21 protein-coding genes and 2 pseudogenes are annotated in these 21,551 nt (G+C 54.9%); 14 read left to right on the top strand and 9 right to left on the bottom strand.

The annotated features are described in order from the left end of the window. Position 1: 1 nt before the first annotated feature. From aguB to J1G18_RS22835, 4 genes are read left to right on the top strand one after another with little or no spacing between them, the layout of a single operon-like run. A complete protein-coding gene (aguB, locus tag J1G18_RS22850) occupies positions 2–910 on the top strand; it encodes an N-carbamoylputrescine amidase (RefSeq protein ID WP_223008574.1) in 909 nt (302 codons plus the stop codon). A gap of 1 nt (position 911) precedes the next feature. Then, the gene (locus tag J1G18_RS22845; protein WP_223008572.1) at positions 912–2,015 is read left to right on the top strand and encodes an extracellular solute-binding protein; all 1,104 of its coding nucleotides are present in this window, start codon (positions 912–914) and stop codon (positions 2,013–2,015) included. A 47-nt stretch (positions 2,016–2,062) separates the two neighbouring features. Then, positions 2,063–3,184: an agmatine/peptidylarginine deiminase gene (locus J1G18_RS22840; RefSeq protein WP_223008570.1), complete on the top strand. Its 1,122-nt coding sequence runs from the start codon at positions 2,063–2,065 to the stop codon at positions 3,182–3,184. A 50-nt stretch (positions 3,185–3,234) separates the two neighbouring features. Beyond that, a complete protein-coding gene (locus tag J1G18_RS22835) occupies positions 3,235–4,257 on the top strand; it encodes a GlxA family transcriptional regulator (RefSeq protein WP_223008562.1) in 1,023 nt (340 codons plus the stop codon). Positions 4,258–4,626: 369 nt separating this feature from the next. Here the strand turns inward: J1G18_RS22835 and J1G18_RS22830 are convergent, their stop codons facing one another. After that, positions 4,627–5,616, bottom strand: coding sequence for an AraC family transcriptional regulator (locus J1G18_RS22830; RefSeq protein ID WP_316851794.1), 990 nt, complete (start codon positions 5,614–5,616; stop codon positions 4,627–4,629). A 120-nt stretch (positions 5,617–5,736) separates the two neighbouring features. After that, entirely contained in the window at positions 5,737–6,432 is a 696-nt protein-coding gene (locus tag J1G18_RS22825; protein ID WP_027613831.1) for an SDR family NAD(P)-dependent oxidoreductase, read from the bottom strand. Between the two features lie 439 nt (positions 6,433–6,871). Here J1G18_RS22825 and J1G18_RS22820 point away from each other — a divergent pair, with 439 nt between their 5' ends. The 4 genes and pseudogenes from J1G18_RS22820 to J1G18_RS22810 all read left to right on the top strand — a co-directional run bounded on the left by J1G18_RS22820 (position 6,872) and on the right by J1G18_RS22810 (position 11,254). Then, a complete protein-coding gene (locus J1G18_RS22820) occupies positions 6,872–8,368 on the top strand; it encodes a sensor domain-containing diguanylate cyclase (RefSeq protein WP_098968397.1) in 1,497 nt (498 codons plus the stop codon). 163 nt (positions 8,369–8,531) lie between these two features. Continuing rightward, positions 8,532–8,624 (top strand): annotated as a pseudogene (locus J1G18_RS28300) (oxidoreductase); the annotation flags it as partial. 119 nt (positions 8,625–8,743) lie between these two features. Continuing rightward, on the top strand, positions 8,744–8,965 hold the full coding sequence (locus tag J1G18_RS22815) for a hypothetical protein (protein WP_098968507.1): 222 nt from the start codon (positions 8,744–8,746) through the stop codon (positions 8,963–8,965). Positions 8,966–9,127: 162 nt separating this feature from the next. Further along, complete coding sequence (locus J1G18_RS22810) at positions 9,128–11,254, top strand: TonB-dependent siderophore receptor (RefSeq protein ID WP_139054486.1); 2,127 nt, start codon at positions 9,128–9,130, stop codon at positions 11,252–11,254. A 67-nt stretch (positions 11,255–11,321) separates the two neighbouring features. On the opposite strand, the gene J1G18_RS22805 is transcribed toward J1G18_RS22810, so the two are convergent. Beyond that, entirely contained in the window at positions 11,322–11,861 is a 540-nt protein-coding gene (locus J1G18_RS22805) for a GAF domain-containing protein (RefSeq protein ID WP_027613840.1), read from the bottom strand. A 217-nt stretch (positions 11,862–12,078) separates the two neighbouring features. Between J1G18_RS22805 and J1G18_RS22800 the strand changes: the two genes are divergently transcribed. Both J1G18_RS22800 and J1G18_RS22795 read left to right on the top strand, forming a co-directional pair. After that, complete coding sequence (locus J1G18_RS22800) at positions 12,079–12,309, top strand: hypothetical protein (protein WP_096796848.1); 231 nt, start codon at positions 12,079–12,081, stop codon at positions 12,307–12,309. Positions 12,310–12,392: 83 nt separating this feature from the next. After that, positions 12,393–12,632 carry a hypothetical protein gene (locus J1G18_RS22795; RefSeq protein ID WP_223008560.1) on the top strand — a complete coding sequence of 80 codons (240 nt, stop codon included), beginning with the start codon at positions 12,393–12,395 and terminating at the stop codon, positions 12,630–12,632. Between the two features lie 22 nt (positions 12,633–12,654). Here J1G18_RS22795 and J1G18_RS28295 read toward each other — a convergent pair. Beyond that, positions 12,655–12,796 (bottom strand): annotated as a pseudogene (locus J1G18_RS28295) (LysR family transcriptional regulator); the annotation flags it as partial. Positions 12,797–13,011: 215 nt separating this feature from the next. Between J1G18_RS28295 and J1G18_RS22790 the strand changes: the two are divergent. The 3 genes from J1G18_RS22790 to J1G18_RS22780 all read left to right on the top strand — a co-directional run bounded on the left by J1G18_RS22790 (position 13,012) and on the right by J1G18_RS22780 (position 14,908). Further along, entirely contained in the window at positions 13,012–13,434 is a 423-nt protein-coding gene (locus tag J1G18_RS22790) for a DUF6896 domain-containing protein (RefSeq protein WP_223008558.1), read from the top strand. A 690-nt stretch (positions 13,435–14,124) separates the two neighbouring features. Further along, the gene (locus tag J1G18_RS22785; RefSeq protein ID WP_202371249.1) at positions 14,125–14,310 is read left to right on the top strand and encodes a hypothetical protein; all 186 of its coding nucleotides are present in this window, start codon (positions 14,125–14,127) and stop codon (positions 14,308–14,310) included. A 226-nt stretch (positions 14,311–14,536) separates the two neighbouring features. Next, on the top strand, positions 14,537–14,908 hold the full coding sequence (locus J1G18_RS22780; protein WP_237403186.1) for a hypothetical protein: 372 nt from the start codon (positions 14,537–14,539) through the stop codon (positions 14,906–14,908). A 141-nt stretch (positions 14,909–15,049) separates the two neighbouring features. Here J1G18_RS22780 and J1G18_RS22775 read toward each other — a convergent pair whose 3' ends face one another. The 4 genes from J1G18_RS22775 to J1G18_RS22760 all read right to left on the bottom strand — a co-directional run bounded on the left by J1G18_RS22775 (position 15,050) and on the right by J1G18_RS22760 (position 19,727). Continuing rightward, complete coding sequence (locus J1G18_RS22775; RefSeq protein ID WP_223008556.1) at positions 15,050–16,027, bottom strand: hypothetical protein; 978 nt, start codon at positions 16,025–16,027, stop codon at positions 15,050–15,052. Next, a complete protein-coding gene (locus J1G18_RS22770) occupies positions 16,024–16,686 on the bottom strand; it encodes a TauD/TfdA family dioxygenase (protein ID WP_223008554.1) in 663 nt (220 codons plus the stop codon). Before J1G18_RS22770 ends, J1G18_RS22775 begins: the two co-directional genes overlap by 4 nt. A gap of 745 nt (positions 16,687–17,431) precedes the next feature. Further along, entirely contained in the window at positions 17,432–17,722 is a 291-nt protein-coding gene (locus J1G18_RS22765) for a hypothetical protein (protein WP_223008551.1), read from the bottom strand. Further along, positions 17,703–19,727, bottom strand: coding sequence for a phosphotransferase (locus J1G18_RS22760; RefSeq protein WP_223008549.1), 2,025 nt, complete (start codon positions 19,725–19,727; stop codon positions 17,703–17,705). The genes J1G18_RS22765 and J1G18_RS22760 overlap by 20 nt, the downstream gene beginning before the upstream one ends. A 328-nt stretch (positions 19,728–20,055) precedes the next feature. Here J1G18_RS22760 and J1G18_RS22755 point away from each other — a divergent pair, with 328 nt between their 5' ends. Continuing rightward, complete coding sequence (locus J1G18_RS22755; RefSeq protein WP_223008547.1) at positions 20,056–20,331, top strand: hypothetical protein; 276 nt, start codon at positions 20,056–20,058, stop codon at positions 20,329–20,331. Positions 20,332–21,004: 673 nt separating this feature from the next. Here J1G18_RS22755 and J1G18_RS22750 read toward each other — a convergent pair. Beyond that, positions 21,005–21,550 (bottom strand): NADAR family protein, encoded by a 546-nt coding sequence (locus J1G18_RS22750; RefSeq protein WP_210556962.1) that lies wholly within the window; start codon positions 21,548–21,550, stop codon positions 21,005–21,007. Position 21,551 lies beyond the last annotated feature (1 nt).

The following is a 21,551-nucleotide window of genomic DNA, read 5'->3' as shown; positions in this document are numbered from 1 at the left end:
GATGAGCCATCTGACCATCGCCACCACCCAGATGCCGTGCACCTGGGATCTGCCGCGCAACCTCGATCAGGCCGAGCAACTGGTGCGTGAGGCCGCCGAGAAGGGCGCGCAGGTGATCCTGTTGCAGGAGTTGTTCGCCACGCCGTATTTCTGCATCGAACAGAGCCACAAACATCTGGCGCTGGCCGAGGAGTATCGCGACAGCCGCGTGCTGCAGCGTTTCGCTGCGCTGGCAAAAGAGCTGGGCGTAGTGTTGCCGCTGAGCTGGTTCGAGAGGGCCGGCAACGCCTTCTTCAATTCGTTGAGCGTGGCCGATGCCGACGGGCGTCTGTCGGGGGTGTATCGCAAGACCCACATCCCCAACGCCATCGGTTATCAGGAGAAGGAATATTTCAGCCCCGGCGACAGCGGCTTCAAAGTCTGGGAAACCGCGTTCGGCCGCCTCGGTGTGGGTATCTGCTGGGATCAGTGGTTTCCCGAGACCGCGCGTTGTCTGGCGCTGATGGGCGCTGAAGTGTTGCTGTTTCCCACGGCCATCGGCTCTGAGCCGGGTTGCGCGGCGCTGGATTCGCGCGATCACTGGCAGATGACCATGCGCGGCCATGCTGCCGCCAATCTGCTGCCGGTGGTAGCCGCTAACCGGGTCGGTCGTGAAGTGGCAACCACTGATTCGTCGCTGCAAATGAGCTTCTACGGCTCGTCATTTATCAGCGATCACAAAGGCCAGTTGCTCGCCGAAGCCGACCGCGACAGCACGGGCGTGCTGGTGCACCGCCTCGATCTCGACGCGATGCGCGAAGAACGCCTGAGCTGGGGCATTTACCGCGACCGCCGGCCGGACATGTACGGCGCGCTGCTCAGTCAGGATGGTCGCCACCTTCATTCACGCTGGAACGCTCAAGGGGTTTGATATGGCTACGCATCACAAACGACTGCTCGGCGTTCTGGGCCTGGCGCTGACCTGCGTGATTCCGGCGCTGCATGCCGAGGACAAAACTCTGCGGCTGTACAACTGGGCCGATTACTTTGCCGAAGACACCCTGAGCCGCTTCACCGCCGAAACCGGGATCAAGGTGATCTACGACGTCATGGACGGCAGCGAAACCCTCGAAGCGAAGATGCTTTCAGGTGGCAGCGGCTATGACCTGATCTTCCCCGGCGACACCGTGGCCGAGCGCCTGATGCGCGCCGGCAGCCTGTTGCCGCTGGACCCATCGAAGCTGACGGCGCTGGCCGACATCGAACCCGGCTTGCAGAAATTGCGCAGCCATTACGAACACTCCAGCCAGGCCACCGTGCCTTACACCTGGGGCACCATCGGCCTGACCTACAACGCGGCGCAGATCAAGCAACGCATGGCCGACGCGCCGGTCAACAGCCTGGACATGCTGTTCAAACCGGAGTTGGCGGCGAAGTTCGCCGACTGTGGCATTTCGCTGATCGACTCGCCGGATGAAGTGCTGGCGGTGGTGCTCAATTATCTGGGCCGCGATCCGCGCAGCGCGAAACCGGCGGATCTGGCGGCGGCCAGTGAGGTGCTGATGAAGCTGCGGCCGTACGTGCGCAAGTTTCAGTCGCAACCGGTGACCGATCTGGTCAACGGCAACCTGTGCCTGTCGCTGGGTTACAGCGGCGATATGACCCAGGCCCAGCGCACCTCGGACAGCGCCGGCAAGACCACGAAATTTGAGTACCGCATCCCCCGCGAAGGCACCACGGTGTGGATGGACACCATGGCGATCCCGGTCGATGCGAAACACCCGGAGTACGCCTACGCGTTCATCAATTTCGTGATGCGCCCGCAGAACATGGCGGCGATCAGTAACTTCACCGGTTACCCGACTTCCAACGCCAAGGCGCGGGCCGGCGTCGATGCCGCGATGCGCAATAACCCGGACATCTACCTCGACGAGGCGACCTATGCTCGATTGATCCCGGGCAAGGACATCCCCCAGGCCGACATGCGCGCACGGATGCGCACCTGGACCAAATTCAAAACCGCCACCCACCCATGATTCAACGGCCGGCGCCCGGTCGCCGGCCCTTTTCAGGAAAACCAGAGATGTCGACACGTCGTGAATTCATCAAACAGGTATCGGTCGCTGCAGGTGTCGGTGCTGCGTTCGTGGGGCTGGGCCTGGCACCCGGCAGACTTCTGGCGGCCAGCACGGGAGATTGGTTCATGCCTGACGAGGGTGACAGGCACGAACGCGCCTTCATTGCTTTCGGCGCACAGGATGCGATCTGGGAAGATTTCACCGCCGATGTGCAGGCAGCACTGGGTCGCATCGCCCGCACCATCGCCCGCTATGAGCCAGTCACGGTGTTGTGTCGCAGTGGCGAACGCAGCCTCGCCGAAGAATATTGCGGCACCCGCAACGTCACCTACGTGACCGCCGCGCTCGACGACATCTGGATGCGCGATATCGGCGCCAATTTTGTCATCGACGACAAGGGCGGCCTCGGCGCGGTGGACTTCAATTTCAACGGGTGGGGCGACAAACAGCGGCACAGCAAGGATGCGAAAATCGCCGCACGGGTGGCCGCCGATGCACAGGCGACGTACCTGCGCAGTGAACTGGTGGGCGAGGGCGGCGGCATCGAAGTCGATGGCCACGGCACCGGGATCATGACCGAAAGCAGCTGGATCAACAGCAACCGCAATCCCGGCTGGAGCAAGGCCGATGTCGAGGCTGAATTGAAGGAACGTCTGGGCCTGCGCAAAATCATCTGGCTGCCGGGGATCAAGGACAAGGACATCACCGACGCCCACGTCGATTTCTATGCACGGTTCATCAAGCCCGGTGTGGTGATCGCCAACCTCGACAGCGACCCTGAATCCTACGATCACCAGGTCACGCTGGCGCACCTGGAAATTCTCAAGAAAGCCACCGACGCTGATGGTCGCCCGCTGCAGATCCACACGATTTCGCCGCCACTCAAGCCGCGCAAGAGCAAGTTCAACCAGAACAACCCGGACTTCGCTGCGGGTTACATCAACTACTTCGTGATCAACGGCGCGATCATCGCTCCGGAGTTCGGCGACAAGGAGGCGGATAAAAAGGCTTATTACCTGCTGTCGAAGCTGTACCCGGAGCGCAAAGTCGAGCTGCTGAACATCGATGCGATCGCTGCCGGCGGCGGCGGGATTCACTGCGTGACCAGTCATCAGCCGCAAGCGTGATTGACTCTTTGGCCCGGCAAGCCAACTATCGGCGCATAACAACATGACCGATGGGCCAGACCTTGATCGAACGACGTCAATTCAGCGGAGGCATGAAGGGCAAAAACCTCCGCTATCTGAATGAGCAAGCCGCCGAGACCCGCATCACCCGCACCGGTTTCCTGTTGCTGGAACACTTCTCACTGCCGGCCTTCACTCAGGCGCTGGACACGATCATCACCGCCAACCTGTTGCGCGCCGGACTGTTCAGCTCGCGCACGTTCGGGCTGGGTGAGGGTGAAGTGATCAGCGATCTGGGGCTGGTGATTCGCCCGGATGCGCGGATTGACGCCGCCAGCCTTGCGGATCTGGACTTGCTGGTGGTGTGCGGCGGCTACCGCACTGAGCTGAAGGCCAGCGAGGAGTTGAACAGCCTGCTGCGCTCGGCGGCGGAGCGCGGGGTCAGTCTGGCCGGTTTGTGGAACGGTGCGTGGTTTCTCGGCCGCGCCGGACTGCTCGATGGTTATCGTTGCGCGATCCACCCGGAACACCGTCCCGCACTCACGGAAATTGCCAAAGCCACTCAGGTCAGCAGCGAACCTTATGTGATCGATCGCGACCGGCTCACGGCATCGAGCCCGTCCGGGGCTTTCCATATGGCGCTGGACTGGATCAAGAGCCTGCACGGCAAGGCGCTGGTCGAAGGCATCGAGGACATTCTGGCGTTCGAGGAGTCGCGGTACCGGCGGATCAAACCGGATGAAAACCTCTGCGTCAGCGCGCCGTTGCGCGAGGTGGTCAAACTGATGGACGCCAACCTCGAGGAGCCGCTGGAGCTGGAGCAACTGGCAGTGTATGCCGGTCGCTCGCGGCGGCAGCTGGAGCGTTTGTTCAAGGAGCAACTCGGCACCACACCGCAGCGCTATTATCTGGAATTGCGCATCACCGAAGCCCGGCGCCTGCTGCAACACACCGAGCTGTCGCAGATGGAAGTGCTGGTGGCCTGCGGTTTCGTTTCGCCGAGCCATTTCAGCAAGTGCTACAGCGCGTTCTTTGGCTACCGACCGTCCAAGGAAAAACGCCTGGTCAAATAACCCGCGCTGTTTCTACTGCCAGCCACAGACCGACCCCTGTGGTTGGTGTCAGAACCACTGGCTTAGCACAGACTAATGTGGGAGCGGGCTTGCTCGCGAAGGCGGTGTGTCAGTCAGCATATGAATTGGCTGACACGGCCTCTTCGCGAGCAAGCCCGCTCCCACAGGTTTAATTGGTTGGTGTCAGAACCACTGGCTCAGCGCAGGCTAATGTGGGAGCGGGCTTGCTCGCGAAGGCGGTGTGTCAGTCAGCATATGAATTGGCTGACGCGGCCCCTTCGCGAGCAAGCCCGCTCCCACAGGTTTAATTGGGTGGTGTCAGAGCCACTGGCTTAGCGCAGGCCAATCAAGCTATAGGCCAGTCCCGCATCATCGGGCGCGCAGCAACTTGCGGTAATCCACCGGCGAAATCCCGCGGGCCTGACGGAAGGAATGGCTGAAAGAACTGGCCTGCGAGTAACCCAGCATCAGGGCGATGTTCATGATGCTGGTCTCGGTGCGGCGCAGGTAATGGTCGGCCAGTTCCATGCGCATGGTTTCCAGCACCTGATTGAAGTTTTCCCCTTCGGCGGCCAGTTTGCGCTGCAAGGTGCGCGGCGAAATCGCCAATTGTCGGGCCAGGCTTTTCAGGCTGAAATCACCGGTCGGCAATTGCTCGGTGAGCAGCGCGCGCAATCGATCTGTGACCGAAAACGCCGGATACGACAGGCACAACTGCCAGTCCGCCTCCAGCAGCATGCTGCGATGCATGCGCGGGTCGGCGCCCTGGATCCGCGTCGAGAGCGTCGACTCGGCAAACACCAGTGCATTGCAACCGGCCTCGAACTGCACCGGACAGCCAAAGAAGTGTTCATACAGCGCCGGTTCGCCCACCGCCGAATGCATCATCCGGACTTCCAGCATCGGCTGATGACTCGCGATCAACCAGCGGCCGAACGCTGCCCAGCCGACCATCAGCGCTTCCTGATGCAGGGCGCAATAGGGCTCCAGTTCACTGATACGTTGATCTTCGAGAGTCACGCGGCCGTCGCCGATGACGATTCGGGTCTGGCTGGACGGACTGTCGTAAACGATCTTGCCGAAACGCAGAATCATGTTCAGCGACTCGCCCAGTGTCGCGCTGGTCATCAGCACATAACCCAGCACGCCGTAGGTGCCCGGGCGTACGGCGGCGCCGACCAGCAGGCCGAAATGCGGCAGGTTGCTGCTGAGCGCCGCCAGTTCCAGCAAGGCACGCAGTTGGCGCATGGGAATGCGCACGATCGAGTCGGACAACTGCTCGCGTGAGAGTCCGGTCTGCTGCAACAGCCAGTCGCCATCGCAGCCGTATTGTTCGGCGACATCAAGGACGTGGTTCACGAAGGCAGCGCTGGAAGTGGCGGGTCGCATGGGGGGAGGGGAAGTCCGGTAATCCGGTGATCTTGCTTTTCCGAAAGGTGAAGAAAGCGACGTCGCCAAGGCGCGCGGCGTCGATAGACCCTACATGCGCCCGATCACCGGAATACCGGTGCCAGTGACGGCCGACGCTTGTTCCGAGATCAGAAACAGAATGACCGCCGCCAGTTGAGCGGGCGTCACCCAGCGCTGATGCTCGGCGTCGGGCATGGCTTCACGGTTTTGCGGGGTGTCGAGCACGCTCGGTAACACGGCATTGACCGTGATGCTCATGTCCTTGAGTTCTTCGGCGAGGCTTTCGGTCAGGCGCAAAACGCTGGATTTCGACGCGGCGTAAGCGCCCATGCCCAGCCCGGCCTTCGCCGCCATGCTCGATCCGATATTGACGATGCGTCCCGCCGAGGATTGCAGCAGCAATGGCAGCAAGGCTTTGCTGGCGTTCAATGCGGTTCGAAGGTTCAGCGAGTAGAGCCGATCCCAGGCCTCTATCGCACTGCCCAGCAACGGCTCCCACGCATAGCCTCCGGCGCCGTTGACCAGGGCGTCGAGGCGTCCGAAATAGCGATTGATCTGGTGGGCGACTGCCTGGCAATCGGCAAGGGAGGTCAGATCGATGCCGGACAGGACCAGTCGATTGTGGGAACTGGGCATCGCCATCGTCGCCTGATCGATCAGCACCAGATCCGCGCCCTGGGCTGCGGCCATGTCCGCCAGGGTCTCGCCGAGATTCCCCAGGGCGCCGGTAATCGCCACAACGCGCCGTGAGAGTGACTGAGTCATCAAGAGTCCTTTCCTTTTTAAGGGCGCATACTCTAATGATATCGGTGGCCCGTGGCATGCTTTTGGATGTCAACTTGTTGTGCAAAAGTGCCAAAATTTTATGCTTGGCAACACATCACGAAAGGGTCGTGAAACAGGCGTCAGAAAGTTGGCTTCAGGCGTGTGGCGCCAAGCGGATTCTGAAAGCCTGGCGATGGTTTGGTCTGGCATTCTTGTCGCTGTTTCGCCAAGCGCAAATCCTGTCCTGAAGTCTTTAGCACGCTTTTTCCGGACGACGCAGCGCAAATCGGAAGTATGTCTTTTTTGCGCGACATAATCTGTTGCTGCAGCAAGCCAGTGCTGCTTGTATCCTTGCGCGCGACAAGGACACGCGGCTGCAGTCATCGAGTCGGTCGACCCGCCGCAGGAACGGAAACCGGACTTTCCCAAAGGTAGTAATGTGAAGCGTGATACCCGCCTGGTTGTGCTTTTGTTGTTGGTGATCGGTTGTTCCCTCGGGTCACTGACGGTGTGGAAAGTATTGGCCTCTCGAGAGCGCGCACTGGAGGAAGTCAACGTTCATGGCTTGAACCTGACCCAGGCGCTGGCGACTTATTCCGAAGGGATCGTTCGCCAGAGTTCGTTGCTGCTGCTCGGGATCGTCGAACGTCTGGAAACCGAAGGCAGTGGCCCCGCGCAGATCCAGCGTCTGAGCGCACTGGTCAATCGTCAGGAACCGCTGATGCCGCAGCTCAGCGGCATCACCATCTACGACAACCAGGGCCGTTGGCTGATGTCGTCCAACCGACCGATTCCGGCCGGGGCCAACAGCAGTGATCGCGTCTACTTCACCCATCATCGTGACGACCCGAGCCGCGAGACCTTTATCGGTCCGCCGATCCAGAGCCGCTCCAATCAGGAGTGGGTGATCACCGTCAGTCGCCGTTTCAATGACGCGCACGGCGAGTTTGCCGGTGTGGTGGCGGTGACCCTGGGAATCGAAAACTTCCTGCGCCTGTTCGGCAAGATCGACGTCGGGCAGGAGGGGGCCATCGGCTTGTCCTACACCGACGGCACGTTGCTGGTGCGCTATCCCTTCCGTGAGCAGGACATGGGGCGCAACTTTTCCAAGTCGCCCATCTATGCGAAGTATTTGGTCGATCGATCCGTCGGTACCGCTTCGTTTACCTCCAGCCTCGATGGCGTCGAGCGGCTCTACGCTTTCCGCAAGAGTGACCGGCTGCCGCTGATCACCACCGTCGCCCTCGGCAAACGCGAAGCCCTTGCTGCGTGGCGCATGGAAGCCTGGCTGTCGGCAGTGGTGGTCACGGGGCTGCTGGGGCTTACCGGGCTCATCGGCTGGTTTCTGATTCTCGATATTCGCAGGCGTACCAGGGCTGAAGATCAATTGCGCGGGACGCAGCAGCAGTTGCTTTCCTCCAATCGTCAGCTTGAGTTACTGGCGATGAAGGACGCCTTGACCGGTCTGGCCAACCGGCGCTGCTTCGATGAGAGCCTCGCCATGGAAGCCCGGCGCGCGCAACGTGACGGCACGACGCTGGCGTTGCTGATGATCGATATCGATTACTTCAAGCTGTTCAACGATTCGTTCGGGCATGTCGCCGGCGATGCCTGCCTGCAGAAGGTCGGCACAATCCTCGAAGGTTGTGTGCGGCGCCCGTCGGATCTGGTAGCGCGTTACGGCGGCGAGGAGCTGAGCGTGATCATGCCGGCCACCGACAGTGACGGTGCTGCAGTGGTCGCGCAGTTGATCCTCGAACGCTTGGAGCAAGCGAACATCGCACACCCGTCCAGCCCATTCGGCCGGCTGAGTGTGAGTATCGGCATCGCTACGGCCTCGGGGGCGCAACTGCAATCCTTGCAAGGGTTGATCGAGGTCGCCGATCAGGCGCTGTATAACGCCAAGACGCTGGGGCGTAACCGGTTTGTGAAGTGATCGGTGGGCGTTAATCCGATAGATCGCCGTCAGGCTGACTTTCATGCCGGGCGGGAACCCGCTGGGTGTCTTTTGATGGCGGCCCCCCAAACTGGCGACTGAATTGCGACGGGCTTTCGTAGCCCACTCGATGGCAGGCACTCGCCACATCCAGCCCTTCGCCGAGCTCGCAGCCCGCGCTATCTCGGATGATTTGCGCCAGAAAACGGACAAGATCCGCGTCACGGTGGTGTGCCCGGGCGTCGTCGAGTCCGACTGGCCGCTTCATTTGTCGAGGCCGCAACGAAAACCATCCGTCGCGCCATCAGTAGCCGCCGCTGAACACTCTAGAACCGCAGCCCTCTACCGACTTACAAGTCACCCGGGGTAATGACCATGAGCGACGATGGGAAAGAGCAGGCGTTGGCCGCCTGGCGAAAATTACTGGAAGAGCCAGCGATCCGTATGGACGCCGAGGATCAATACGACGAGTTGCTGAAAATGGCCGATAGCATGGAACAGCAAAGGCTGATTACAGCAACTGAATGGCGCCAGTTGGTGCGCAAGGCCGGGGCGAGGTTCGTCCAGGCCACCGAGGGGCTTTCGGGCGGAACATAAAAATTCGCGGGGCAGGGTGCAGAGCGACGGTGTCTCCCTTACCAGGGATAACGCCGTTAATGGGAATATGTATTAATTGCGAATAATTTTGTATAGCATGCGCGGGAGTTTTTTGGCGGATTCACCCCCTGCATTGGCCTATTCGTAAAGGTTTCCCTCTCCATGCGTCGAACCCTGCTTTCCATTTGTGTGCTGCAAGCATTGTCGCCTGCCTCATGGGCTGATCAAACGGGGGCATCTCCCTCAACGCTGGAGCTGGACGCAACCGATGTCATCGGTACGGCGAATTACGAAAGGGCGGACGGCCCGGTGCAGGGTTATCGCGCGACGCGCTCGGCCAGCGCCACGCGCACCGACACCTCGATCCACGAAACTGCGCAATCGATCAGCGTGGTCTCGAAGGATGCGGTCGAAGATCTGGGCGCCACCCGTTTGCAGGACGCGCTGGACTACGCCGGCGGCGTGGGGCGGGCGAACAACTTTGGTGGTCAGGGCCTGACCACGTTTACCGTGCGTGGCTTCACCACCGGCGAGTTCTATCGCAACGGTTTCCCGATCAACCGCGGCTATCCGAACATGCCGGATGCCAACACAATCGAACGCCTCGAAGTGCTGCGCGGCCCGGCCACCATGCTCTACGGTCGGGGTGATCCTGGCGGCACCTTCAACGTGGTGTCCAAGCAGCCGTTGCCTGAAAGCAGCGTCACCCTTGGCAGCCAACTCAACGATCAGGGCATGAAACGCGGCACGCTGGACGCTTCCGGCCCGCTCGACGAAGAAGGGCGTCTGGCCTATCGCTTGAACGTTGTGGGCGAGGGCGGCGACACCTTCCGCGATCATGTCGAAACCGAGCGCTACGGCATCGCACCGGTGCTCACCTGGCAGGCAACCGACGCGACCAAGCTGATTTTCGAAGGCGATTTCATGCGCAACAACGCGCCGCTGGATCGCGGCCTTACCCGTTACGCAAAACAGACGGGAACCGCTTCGCGCGACAGTTTTTTCGGCGAAAAAGACGCTGGCAAACTGCATAACGACAACAACATGGCGCAAATGCGTTTCGAGCACATGCTCAATGACGACTGGACCCTGGGCGGCGGTTTCCAGTGGCTCGACGGTTCGCTCAAGGGCAACGCAATCGAGGCCAATGGCATTGCCGATGACGGCCGCACCCTCGGGCGCAATTTCAACTACCGCAAGCTGGAGTGGACCGACAAGGATACCCAGCTCAACCTGACCGGGCATTTCGATACCGCGGGTTTGCAGCACACGTTGCTCACCGGCATCGAGTACGAGGATTACGACTACAAGTCGATCATCCAGCGCTCCAGCGGCGCCGTCGGTGCGTACCCGATCGACATCTTCGACCCGGTCTACGGCCAGCCGCGCCCGGCACTCACCCGCACGCCGACGCACGACAAGGAAAACCTCAAGACGTATGCCGCGTTCGTGCAGGATCAGGTGGCGTTGACCGATAAACTCAAGGTGTTGGCCGGGGCGCGTTTCGAGCGCTTCGAACATGACTACGAAACTTACGTGCCCGGTGGCAAGAGCTGGCAGGCCAGTGACAACGCGGTGACTCCGCGCATCGGCGTGACCTATGACCTGACCGAGACATTGGCGATCTATGCCGACACGGCGCGCTCTTTCAAGCCGAACACCGGCGCCAGTCGCCAGGGCGGAGGGTTCGAGCCAGAGAAGGGCAAGTCCTATGAAATGGGACTCAAGTGGGAAGCGCTGGATCAGCAGTTGAGCGTCGACGCGGCGATCTATCAGATCGAAAAACGTAACGTGCTGACCACCGACCCGGTTGACTCGACCTTCAGCGTTGCGGCCGGCGAGGTGCGCAGCCGTGGATTCGACGTCAACGTGGCCGGCAACCTGACGCCCGAATGGCGGGTGATGGGTGGCTACGCCTATGTCGATGCCGAAGTGACCAAGGACAATGTGCTGCGCTCTGGCACGCGGCTGATGAACATCCCGAAGAACAGCTTCAGCCTGCTGAACATGTATGAGTTCCAGGACGGCACCTTCAAGGGACTGGGCCTGGGCACTGGCCTCAAGTACGTCGACGAGCGCGCTGGTCAAACTGCCAACACCGCGTTTTCGATGGGCAGCTATACCGTTGTCGACTTGCTCAGCTTCTACAAGATCAATGACAAGGTGCGGCTTAATCTCGACGTGAAAAACCTCTTTGACCGAGATTATGAAGAGGGCGCATTCGGCAACGTCTATGCCTACCCGGGGGCGCCGCGAACCGTGCAGGTCGGCGTTTCCTACACCTTGTAGCAGGGTGGAGCAAAATTCTCACAGGCCACAAATGAAACAGCCCTGAATATTCAGGGCTGTTTCTTGTTTATCCGATAACGCTTGAAACGTTCTTGCTGTAGCCGCTGCCGGCCTCCGTCAGATTCGCGTAAAAGATACAGCCGATCAGTCTCGCGAACAGGCCTAACGTGTCTGCCAGATCCGGGTCATCGAAAATCACCGCCCTGGAGTCCAACGCACACAGCGCGCCCCAAAGTTGTCCGTCAGGAAGGAAAATGGGCGCGCCTGCGTAGCTTTCAATCAAATATTGCTTCACCACGGGACGTGTGGAAAACCTGCCGTCGCGACTTATCTGCGGCACGAAAAGCACCTGAGGGTCTCTGCGAAACTCACTGCACAGCGTGGTTTCCAATTCCAGCGTGTCGCCGGAGTTGATCCCAAGTTCGATCGGATCGTAGGCGGAACAGACGATCCAGTCAGTCTCGGTGAATTTCGCGATCGCCGCGAACCGCGTCCCGGTCATGCGTGTAACAAGCTGCAGAATATTGGTTGTAGCTTCAATTTCAGCGATAGAGGAACGTTCCTCTGCGCTTAGCAACGCTCTGTCAATGGTGTCACTGAGGGGCATGCATTGTTCTCCGGTCATGATTTTTTAAGTTGGCGACTGCTAAACGCTTTTGAAACTGCCCATTTTGATACTAAACAAAATGGATTCGTTCACATCAAAGGTTCCTGATGGCTGCAATAGCGAAGCGTCATTGGCGTGCGGCTTGAGGCGCCGTTATCGGCGGCGTAGCTTTGATCTCATAAATGTTGGATGTCGCATTGAATGAAAGGTGAGGAAAGTGGAAGGCGTAGTGTTGAGCGAAAAGATGCAACGTGAAGCTGATCGGCTCCTGGCGCAGATTGTCCGGGCAGACTCGATGATCATCGCCGTGAAGGCGGGGGCTCGTGCGGATGGCTTCGTGCTTGGGCTGGAAACCAGCGAGGTTCTGCGTGCCGGCGATGCTGAAAGGCTGTACGTCATTTTTGAAGCGGCTTTGGTCGAGCGGCTGAAAACGCTTTCTCGCAGTTGAGCTGCAGAACATTTATCCGCTTGAACTAACGATTGACCGGTAAGTCAGGGTAGTTATCTGCCACTCTGATTTTGAGGTTATCAATGCGCAACTACACCATCGAGTATCTGTTCAACGGCGAGTCCCGTACGCATCAACTCGCGTTGCAGCAGTCGAAGCTCTCCATTCACGACGCTGCCATGCATCTGCTGGAACTGCATTTTGGGGATGCTGAGAACAGTCTGATCATGCCAACAGATGACTCGACTGCTGAAGAGATACTGGAGCAGGCCAGTCTGGTGGGTATTACGCAAATCGACGTGAAGGATGCAGGCGCTGACTGATTTCTTCTTCGCTCGCCCCCGACCCCTGCGCGATGCCCAACCCTGCATTGACGATACTCACGTATCGCCTCAGGCGAGTTGACACGCAGTCGTTCGGAAATCGGGACATCAGCATCCTTGAATCGCCAGTTGGTTCCAGTGGACAGGAGGGTATAACTGAGGCAGGCGGCGAAGGCGTCCCAGGCCATGGCCGCACTGTTGAAGGAGATCGCTATTGGTTTGATTGCTACAAAAAAGCGAGTTTGCTTGTGAGTGGCGGCTAATGGCCGATCTGTGGCATTCGTGGAGGGCAGAAAACGGCCAAGAGCTGCCCATCAGTTGCGTCGACTGCTACTCTCTGCGGTCTCTGGACTCAGTGCTGCTTATAACGTGAGACTTTATGAATAACCAACTCGCCATTTTGATCAGCGACTACCAAGCAAGTGTTGGCACCGCTGTGGACATGATGCATCGGTCTGGTATTCCGCGGCCCTTGACCAATATGGATTGGGTGGGCACTGACATTCCTCAGCGCGGAGAGTTAGAAGGCGGAGTTCGTTACTTCAAGCACGGCTATGGCTGCGCGGTTAGTCTCCCCACAGGTACAGTAGACTTTGACTTTGGGGCTCATGGTGAGGTCGGTGGCTTCGACGCGTGGCGACTTGCTAGTTTCGCAGGTGACAAGTTGTCGGAATACGGTTTTGCTGATGAGGATGCACTCACAGAGTGCTTCAAAGCGGAAGTTGCTGCCGGTTCTCTAGTGTATTCCGGGTACATTCTCTACTACGTAGCGGACGACACCTCACAATTTCTGTCGAAATAGTCCGTTCTATCCGTGCATTAAGTTCTCACTACAGGGCGCCTGCCTGGATCTGCCATTTTCGGCCACCTACCACCGCCAGGTTTGGCCGATTAATCCCGTTCCGACAGGCAAAAATCGACCCAAAGCGGACAATACGGAGAACCTATGTACACAGTGACCGTCGTTAGCGAACGGCCCGACTTCAGATGTTTTCTGGATTTGCTCTATGGCCCTGGGCGAAACGTAGACACGGATGGTGATTCATACCCTGTGAACAGCCGCTCTTGGACATACCTGTATGTGAAGGACAGAGAGAGCGATGACCCTTACATCGAAATCCATGCGAGCGAGGTAGATGTCTCAAGGTTTACCGTGCAGTCCGACTCGTCGAGGCTGGACGCCCTGGCTGCGTTGTACTTGTACCTGACCTGTGGTGGGTCAATCTCCTCTTCAGATCAGGCACTTGATAAAGCCGCCATCGAAATGTTGTGCGACAGATATTCCGTTGAGCTCTGCCGAGCCCATGGATCTATTTGGCATCAGTCGGCAGATAACGCGCCTTACTCACAGTAGTGAACGACGACTTTCGACCCAAAGCTGACGGTGGCGACAGACAAAAATCGGCCAGAAGCGGACATCGGCAAGCGACCGCTGTTGGCCAATAGCGGACATACTGACGTTCCTAGGGAAAAACGACAGCGAGAAAGGGTCATGGACTTCATCATCGATTTGATAGCTCATCGTATTGGAGTTTTTGTACTGGGCTTGCTGAGTGGCGGCCGTTTCAAGGGAGATAGTGGTTTTGCTTGGGGATGGGCCGTTGTCGTCGGAGGGCTGATTTTGCTCTCGCCATTCGCAGTGTTCATAGCCTGGTTTATCCAGACGAGTGGTTCATGATTTTATGTCTGCCGTGGGTTGTATTCTGCCCCTCGCGAGAGGCAGGAAACGGCCAGAAGCGGACGCTCATGAGTGACCGCTTCCGACCCATTGCAGCCGTTCGCTAAAGACTGAAAATGGTGGATTTCTGCCTGTTATGATTGACCGACATCGACTCCTTCGGGCCAGTCGTTACAGTTAGTAATCGGCCCATACCCAACACCCCAGCCATGAGAGTGCGAACTGTATGGCACCTCAATCTTTGGAGAAAATCGCCATGCGAGTAAGGAAGGAGCAAAGCATTTGTGAATGGCAGGGAGTTACCCCAGATCGACCACAATCGGGGTCAAAAATCGGAATAGCGTTGGGGACCCTGGGGCTTCAGCCCATAAATGGGTTAAGGGTTAATCCGGAAAACGGTACGAATGGTTGGTACCTGTGGTGCGGTATGGAGTGGTCTGAGGCTGACGATTTTTTTTCACCCCTTCATGTAGCGCACATCACGGACTATCTACCGGAAGTTGTCGGATATCTCGATTTGCCGCCAGGCTATCGTTTTTACATCGACGGCAATAATTTTGAAGACGTTTGGTTTGACGCAGAGTTGATACGCACCTGACTCGCTTGATGAATTGCCCTGAGTTTTCATAGATACATCGAATGACTACTTCTGGCCGATTGCTGCCGTTCGCGACCGTCGGCTTTCGGCCAAAAGCAGCCGTTCATGGTTACCGCTCCCAGTAGACGCAGGAGACAAGCGTCAGTCATTTCCATAGTCTGGTTCGTAGCTAATCTCACGCTCGTCAACTTCAACAATTTCCTCACTCAAACCGGCAGCTGAAAGCTCATCAGTGCCCACAAGGTGCAAATTGCATTGATCACAAATGAATTCAACTGGAGAATAAGTTGTCTCAACCTCTTCATAACCAGGACTCACTTCCTCCTGATCATCCGTCAGCTCTTCATAGTCTTTGTCCCCGCCCAACACTGCAGTGCATTGGCAAGCTGGACATTGGCGAGTCCAATATCGAGCGTACCTTCCACTTGTTAGGCGATAAAGATGCCACCAAGAGCGCTCCCCGGATTGAGATCTTTGATCTTCCAATGTTTTTGGAGCCCGCCTTTTGCCATCGGCGTCTTTGCTAAATTTGTCTCGCGCATGCTCAATTTTTTGCAATGCAGATTGACACTTGAGATGAGACAAATGGTTTATGAGTTCTTCTTTCTCGGCAGCCGCGCCGCCAATGAAATCTTCAAGATCTTTATTTGCTGCCTGTAAAATTAATCGCACTGCATGCCACAACTTCCCCTCCCACACTTCCAAGCTAATCCCAATATATGCAGCGTGCCCTGAATGAAGTTCGGAATTGCGGCGATCGGCCAAATCTTTGCATGAGTTATAAGCTAAGGAGTTGAATCCTGGAATGACATGTTTAAGGCGCAGAAACACTTCATTGGCATCAATGGTTCGAACAGCCGTAGCCGTCGATATACCGCAAGCTTCCAACATGCTATTAGAGTTTTTAGGGTCCACGACCAGGCTCGGGTGGATCCTTGCCAGTGCGAACTTACCAAGAAACTCAAGAGCCAAAGTTGCCCATAGTTGGTATGCATCCTCCGCGTCAACTTCCTTAGCCTCAAGCGCGCGCCGAGCGTACAGCGCTGCTTTGCCATAAAGCGCATCATCTGAAAGTGCAGGCGGAATCGTTCGTGTCGCTCCACGTCTAGTTGTATTCATATCCAATCCTTCAATGATATGCGCAAAAGGGTGCGATGACCGATACCAGAGGCATTACCCCGGCGGTGAAGTACCGTCCAATTGTCAACGATAAGAATTACACCGACTGTCCACTCCAGATTCAAAGACGTTTGAATTGAATGTGACTCTAATCCCTCGAATATAGTACGCCCCTCTTCTGTATGTGCAGTCATGCAAGCTGGATCGAAACGAATCCACGTTCGATCAGTATTGGCTATCGTGGAATAAAAGCTTGAACGTCCATTCTTTACTGTGAAAGTTTCGCGGCGACTTGCGAGAAGTGGTAACCCTGCATCTTTGACTTTCAAAAGCTGCGTTGGAGGTGCTCCACCTCCGCTAATCGAGTGACAGCCTAAAATCAAATACCGTGGTGGTATCAGCAGATGTGATCCATCAACATGCCAAGGCTGAGCATCTGCTCCAGAAAAGCGACTTAACGAGCTTAGAGGAGCTTCATCGGCTCTCAGCGTCTTCAACGTTTCTAAAACCTTTCTATTTCGCCCGGCTACAACCGAACCTCCCATGTACAAGGCGAGCTCCTGCATAGTCTGTGAAATTGACATGGAAGGTCTAGCATTTAAAGAAACATAGCCATTATTGCGAATTGCTGCATGCAGTCCACCGTAACTGTGATCCATACCTATGACTCTTATGGTGTTTCATATTCGAAAACATTAATTCCAGCGCCATCGCGGCCGTATGATCATTCTCGGAATGTGTCTCCTTCTTTTGTAGTTCACTTTTCCGCATAGAGCAAATTAACTGCCAATCTGTAAGGCAGAATTCTTAAGCGTGGTGATATTCAACTGACAGAATGTGAGACTTGGTCGCCACTGATATGCGGACACTGGAGAAGGCATTCTCTAGCGACGCAATGAAAAAATACCGTGTGCGAGGGAAGAGACGAGAGTCGGACGCCGCCCTTCTGCTGATGGTCAGTTGCAGCAGCAATCGGCCAGAAGCGAACTGCAAACTCATAAAAATCCCCCGGCCAAGCCGCGGTACTTCTTGAGATTTGATCGTGTGATGCGGTCATCGGAAACCTTCTGTCACTACTGAGAGATCGGTTAAACGAAATGGAGCCTTGCTTACACGAAGTGGGACAGTAAGTGTCACGTCGTCCTAATTCCGAAGAGGCGCAAGAGGGCTATCTTCGGTGCGATCCAGAACCTCCTTGGTGAGGTATTGCATGAGCTTGCGAGGCAGCGGGTGGGCCAAGATATAGGCGAAGAACAAAATAAGTCCTAAACATGGAGCTTGCTCTTTATAGCCAGAAGATACAAACCTGTAATTTTACTGCAATGCCTCTATTGGAGTGGCGGCGCATAGCGCCGCGCTTTGTAAAAAATGAGATAACTTTGCAATGAGACAAATCTGGCGCGATTAAGCCTTGTATTTTTCGTACTCTTCTAGATATAGTCGCTCGGACTCGTCGCGAAATTGATTTCGCCTTTGATGCAAATCTATTAGTTTACTGCTAATGCTTTTGTAAATTATTTGATGAGCTTGGTTTTTTAGATTTTCTTCATTGTACTCATCAATTTCAAAATCGTCGGAAAGAGCTAGGTTGACGAGTGATAATAAGACAGGCTTATCAATTTTATCAATGGCTTCGTAACTTCCTTCGGCGTCTAGATAGTATCCTTGGCTGTTTTCAATTTTTAATATTTTCATATCCTGCCTTCCTTTCCATGTAAGCGGATTCACCTGCTTCCAGAGAGTCCATGGTGACTTTAAAGTTATTAATTGTTTTACCGTCGGTTGAAATTAACTCTCTGCTCGAAGGATGTCCAGAATATCTTCTGTATATTATCTTTTCCTCTTCAAGTTCTTTGGCAGTGTAGATTATGTAGTCGGCTTTGATGGATGCACCTACGACACTATTATGAGTTACAATAACTACCGGCATGCTTTTTGATATTTCTTTGAGCATCTGATTGACTTCACCCTTTAGGAAGAGGTTGTCAAATGAAGACTCTGGCTCGTCGATAAGTAAATAGTCAAAGTTTTGAGCATCCTTTATTTCTTGCAATAGTCTAAATTCAGAGCGCTCTCCGCCAGAAACCCTAAAGCCATCTTTATTCAAAATTTCATACTCAATGCATGCAAAATACTTATAAAATTCTGAAGGAGTGAATGCTTCGTTTGCTTTCAAGCTGGAGAGGTATTTTGCCGGATGTGCGTAATCTCTGAATGCATCACTAAAAGCAACCTTTTGGCCGCTAACATTTTTGATTTCACCTGGACCTTGAAACGCACGTTGTTTACAGACGATCTTAAACCCTTGAAAGTTTTCTTGATATATTGTTTTCTCTTCCTGAAGCAGCTTGGCGACTTCGCTAAACTTCAGAAGTTTCTTGTGCTCGAACATGACTCGATAAAGGTCAACATCTTTGATTTGAGTTGCTGAGGTCTTTAGTTGGAGTTTGCTTTTAATCTCGCGAATAATATCATTCACCAAGCTTTTCTTTTTTCTCTCGTAGGTTTTGGACCACAAGATGACTATTAATTCGCAGGCCAGTGCCTTTAGGGCGTTTGTATCGATATACCTATCTATGACATCTCTAAATTCAATATTTTCTATCAACTGCCTTACTGAGCCGACAAGATCGTTGAGCAATGTGTGTTCACCTAGATCGAATAAGGTTTCATTGAATAACGAAGCTTTGGAAAATGAATCAAATTTCTGTGCCTCTTCGGCCGATTTCATTAGAGTGTCTAAGTAATCTGCGACTCTTCGTTTGTTGGTTTCAGTATCGATGCTCAATACGTCGTCTAATACCGTTTTGAAGGGAGCCAGGTGCTTGTCTGAAAAAATACTTTTCTTGCGTGTTACATCTGCATTGAATTCTTTTTCATAGTTGGCATCGTCTCTTTGTACAAGAGAGAATTGAGGGATGTATTTTACGTTTTCGCAGCTATTGTTTATCTGGGTTAAGGTTTCGGTTTTTCCCGAAGATCTAGCGCCAAGAATTACATTTAAGCCAGTTGAGAGACATTGCCCATCCTCAAATACTTGGAAAATTGAATTACCTTCAAGCTTTGAAAGAGACACCTTGTTCCTATCGCGCAAGGCAAACTTCAACGATTTTAATGATATATCCCCGCAATCTATGTAAGTCTGCCTTGTTGGGAATTTAGTCATCCCCACGTGAAATCGCATGTCGCTGAAGATTACTGGTGTAAGTTCGGTTTCATCTTTTGACATACGAACAAATTTTTTAGGACTGTCGACCTCACCTGCAGAGATTACGTCCTTAAGTCTTTTAATAGTTTCTGCGTGAAGACTTGGCTTCTTTTCATAATGGGGGATCAGCAAATAATTGTTAAGATCACCAAAAATTCGTATCAAATCATCGACATTGATTGAGTCGCCGATTGCTACCACGTTCTTGGCTACTTCATTCGCCTTAAGTTGAAAGCCTTCAAGGTCATGGTTTTCTGAAATTAGAAGCAGGTGCCCGGCGTCTAAGTTTATCTCAATACCGGGAAAGACAGCACAGTTTATTGCTTCACAAATTTCATTAAACTGAGCAAGATCAAAAATATCATGATTCGTTATGGCGATAGCGTCTAACTCTGCTATTTCAACATATTCTTTAAGTTTCTCTAGTGAGAATTCGAAGTATGAGTCGCTGATTGTGGAGATAGTATGCATATGGAGGTCAATTTTTTTCAATCTTCGCTCCTCAAATACAAAAAAATCCAGCTTGGCAAAATGCCTCTATTATCTGAAATTGAGGCAGTTAATTCGATTGATCAAATGACGTTGTAGCAAATTTTTTTGGCAAAAAGCCACTACCTAGAAGCTAGATGGGTGAATGCTGGTTGTCTAGTAGAACTCTCAAAAAAACCAATAATGCGTGAAGGACGCGAATTCACTTTTGCCATGGATAAAGTGATGGGATGAAGCCAGATCTAGTGACAGGCCTTCGAGAGTTCATTGCAACGCTGGGAATATCGTTACCTGGAGAGGGCTATGCTCGTCGGGGCAGGAATGCCGTCGGTTGCTGTATCACGTAGCTGAGCAGATGGAGTCAAATCAACGTGTCAATGCCCGGACGGCTAAGCTCGATACCGAGGCGCTGCGTAAACACGACGAGCAGGTGCGCACTAGGCAGTTTGCTAACCCTTCGAGCGTCGACGTCGAAACAGCGATAAGGGCACAGATTTATTTAAAGTATTCGCAAAGTCTCGCTTTTGGCCGTCAGCAGTCGCGTGCCAATGTCCGCTTTTGGCCGAAAGCCGACGGTCGCGAACGGCAGCAATCGGCCACAAGCTGACATTCTCACAGTATCTTGATAGACATTCTTGAGGCCTGAGAGGCTCTCTGAAATTGGGGACGACTCAATGCAACCCCACTCTAGGGCCGCGCTGTACTCGTCCTCTTAACTACCTGCCCAGAAGTCTGCTTGAGGTAAGGACTAAATAGTATTGCTGCCCTCAACGAATGTGCCGCCGACATGCAACTGCTCAAGTATTTTGAGAGCCAAGAGGCCATAGACTACTTCAGGCTTGGTGTCATTTCGGGCGTACCGGATGTGGGTAACGACATGTGAGGTGCCAAAGCGTCGATTCGCCTCCGATGTTCCTTCGAGTACGCTTGCAACGATAACAGCCTCAACTAATGGTTCGTGATTACATGCCCCCTGCGGCGGGAGACACTCACAGATCGGCTCATGCTGCTCACCAACTCCTAGGCGCAGTTGCAGGAGATTATGCCGAGGCCCAGTAGTACGTGAAGCGGCAAGGTACTCTCCGTGGCGGACGAAATGCATGTGATGTGGCTCTGCTGTTTGGTTAAAGGGTGCACTCTTCGCGTCAGGAACTGCGTCCGCCCCCATTCATTGTTAGAGCGTCCCGAAGGAAAAGCGAGCATGAGAGGGCGGTCGCGTAAGTTGCCCGGCTTCTGTGCGGTACGCCCGTCGCGGTGTTCGCCACCGCGACGTGGGCGAATCATGTTTCGTCGCGGACCTGCATCAGCGCGAACCCCAGCAGATTCAGGCCTCGCCACAGGTTGGGGTTATTCGCGTTTACGTGATCCTGGGCGAGTCCGATGCCCCAGATGCTGTCAACCGGGCTGGCCTCAACGATGATGCGAGAACCGGTATTCTTGAGGAATGCATTCAACTCCGGGTTTTGCGAGAACTTGGCTTGGTTGGCCCGGACGACAATTGCATACCGGTGTTGCAACCAATCGTGTTCGTTGAATCCACGCACGTTGCGGCCAAGCGCCTTGGCCGCGTTGGGCGTAGGCGCCGTTAGCACTTGAGCGCGAATGTCCTGATCGCCGAACAAGGCTGCTTTCTCTGCCATCATGAAATGTTCGGCAGTCGCGTAGCGTTGCCCGTCGACAACAAATTCGGCTTCGAACCACTGGCTGAAGCACGATGCGCTGACTCCGTGCCTGCTTCGCTGGTGTCCCCAGAAAAAGACATAGTTCAGCTCCTCACCAGCGTTGAAGCGGGAACGGAGGTCTTCCAGATATTTGGAGTCGTGCAAT

The sequence above is a fragment of the Pseudomonas sp. MIS38 genome (assembly GCF_019891575.1).
In the GTDB taxonomy this organism is placed as follows: Bacteria; Pseudomonadota; Gammaproteobacteria; order Pseudomonadales; family Pseudomonadaceae; genus Aquipseudomonas; species Aquipseudomonas putida_A.
This window is presented reverse-complemented; position numbering and strand designations above follow the sequence as displayed.

What these genes read in the sequence shown, in the direction of transcription:
- aguB (WP_223008574.1), top strand. Translation starts at nt 2, where the DNA reads ATGAGCCATCTGACCATCGCCACCACCCAGATGCCGTGCACCTGGGAT.
- J1G18_RS22845 (WP_223008572.1), top strand. Translation starts at nt 912, where the DNA reads ATGGCTACGCATCACAAACGACTGCTCGGCGTTCTGGGCCTGGCGCTG.
- J1G18_RS22840 (WP_223008570.1), top strand. Translation starts at nt 2,063, where the DNA reads ATGTCGACACGTCGTGAATTCATCAAACAGGTATCGGTCGCTGCAGGT.
- J1G18_RS22835 (WP_223008562.1), top strand. Translation starts at nt 3,235, where the DNA reads ATGGGCCAGACCTTGATCGAACGACGTCAATTCAGCGGAGGCATGAAG.
- J1G18_RS22825 (WP_027613831.1), bottom strand. Translation starts at nt 6,432, where the DNA reads ATGACTCAGTCACTCTCACGGCGCGTTGTGGCGATTACCGGCGCCCTG.
- J1G18_RS22815 (WP_098968507.1), top strand. Translation starts at nt 8,744, where the DNA reads ATGAGCGACGATGGGAAAGAGCAGGCGTTGGCCGCCTGGCGAAAATTA.
- J1G18_RS22810 (WP_139054486.1), top strand. Translation starts at nt 9,128, where the DNA reads ATGCGTCGAACCCTGCTTTCCATTTGTGTGCTGCAAGCATTGTCGCCT.
- J1G18_RS22805 (WP_027613840.1), bottom strand. Translation starts at nt 11,861, where the DNA reads ATGCCCCTCAGTGACACCATTGACAGAGCGTTGCTAAGCGCAGAGGAA.
- J1G18_RS22795 (WP_223008560.1), top strand. Translation starts at nt 12,393, where the DNA reads ATGCGCAACTACACCATCGAGTATCTGTTCAACGGCGAGTCCCGTACG.
- J1G18_RS22790 (WP_223008558.1), top strand. Translation starts at nt 13,012, where the DNA reads ATGAATAACCAACTCGCCATTTTGATCAGCGACTACCAAGCAAGTGTT.
- J1G18_RS22785 (WP_202371249.1), top strand. Translation starts at nt 14,125, where the DNA reads ATGGACTTCATCATCGATTTGATAGCTCATCGTATTGGAGTTTTTGTA.
- J1G18_RS22780 (WP_237403186.1), top strand. Translation starts at nt 14,537, where the DNA reads ATGGCACCTCAATCTTTGGAGAAAATCGCCATGCGAGTAAGGAAGGAG.
- J1G18_RS22775 (WP_223008556.1), bottom strand. Translation starts at nt 16,027, where the DNA reads ATGAATACAACTAGACGTGGAGCGACACGAACGATTCCGCCTGCACTT.
- J1G18_RS22770 (WP_223008554.1), bottom strand. Translation starts at nt 16,686, where the DNA reads ATGGATCACAGTTACGGTGGACTGCATGCAGCAATTCGCAATAATGGC.
- J1G18_RS22765 (WP_223008551.1), bottom strand. Translation starts at nt 17,722, where the DNA reads ATGAAAATATTAAAAATTGAAAACAGCCAAGGATACTATCTAGACGCC.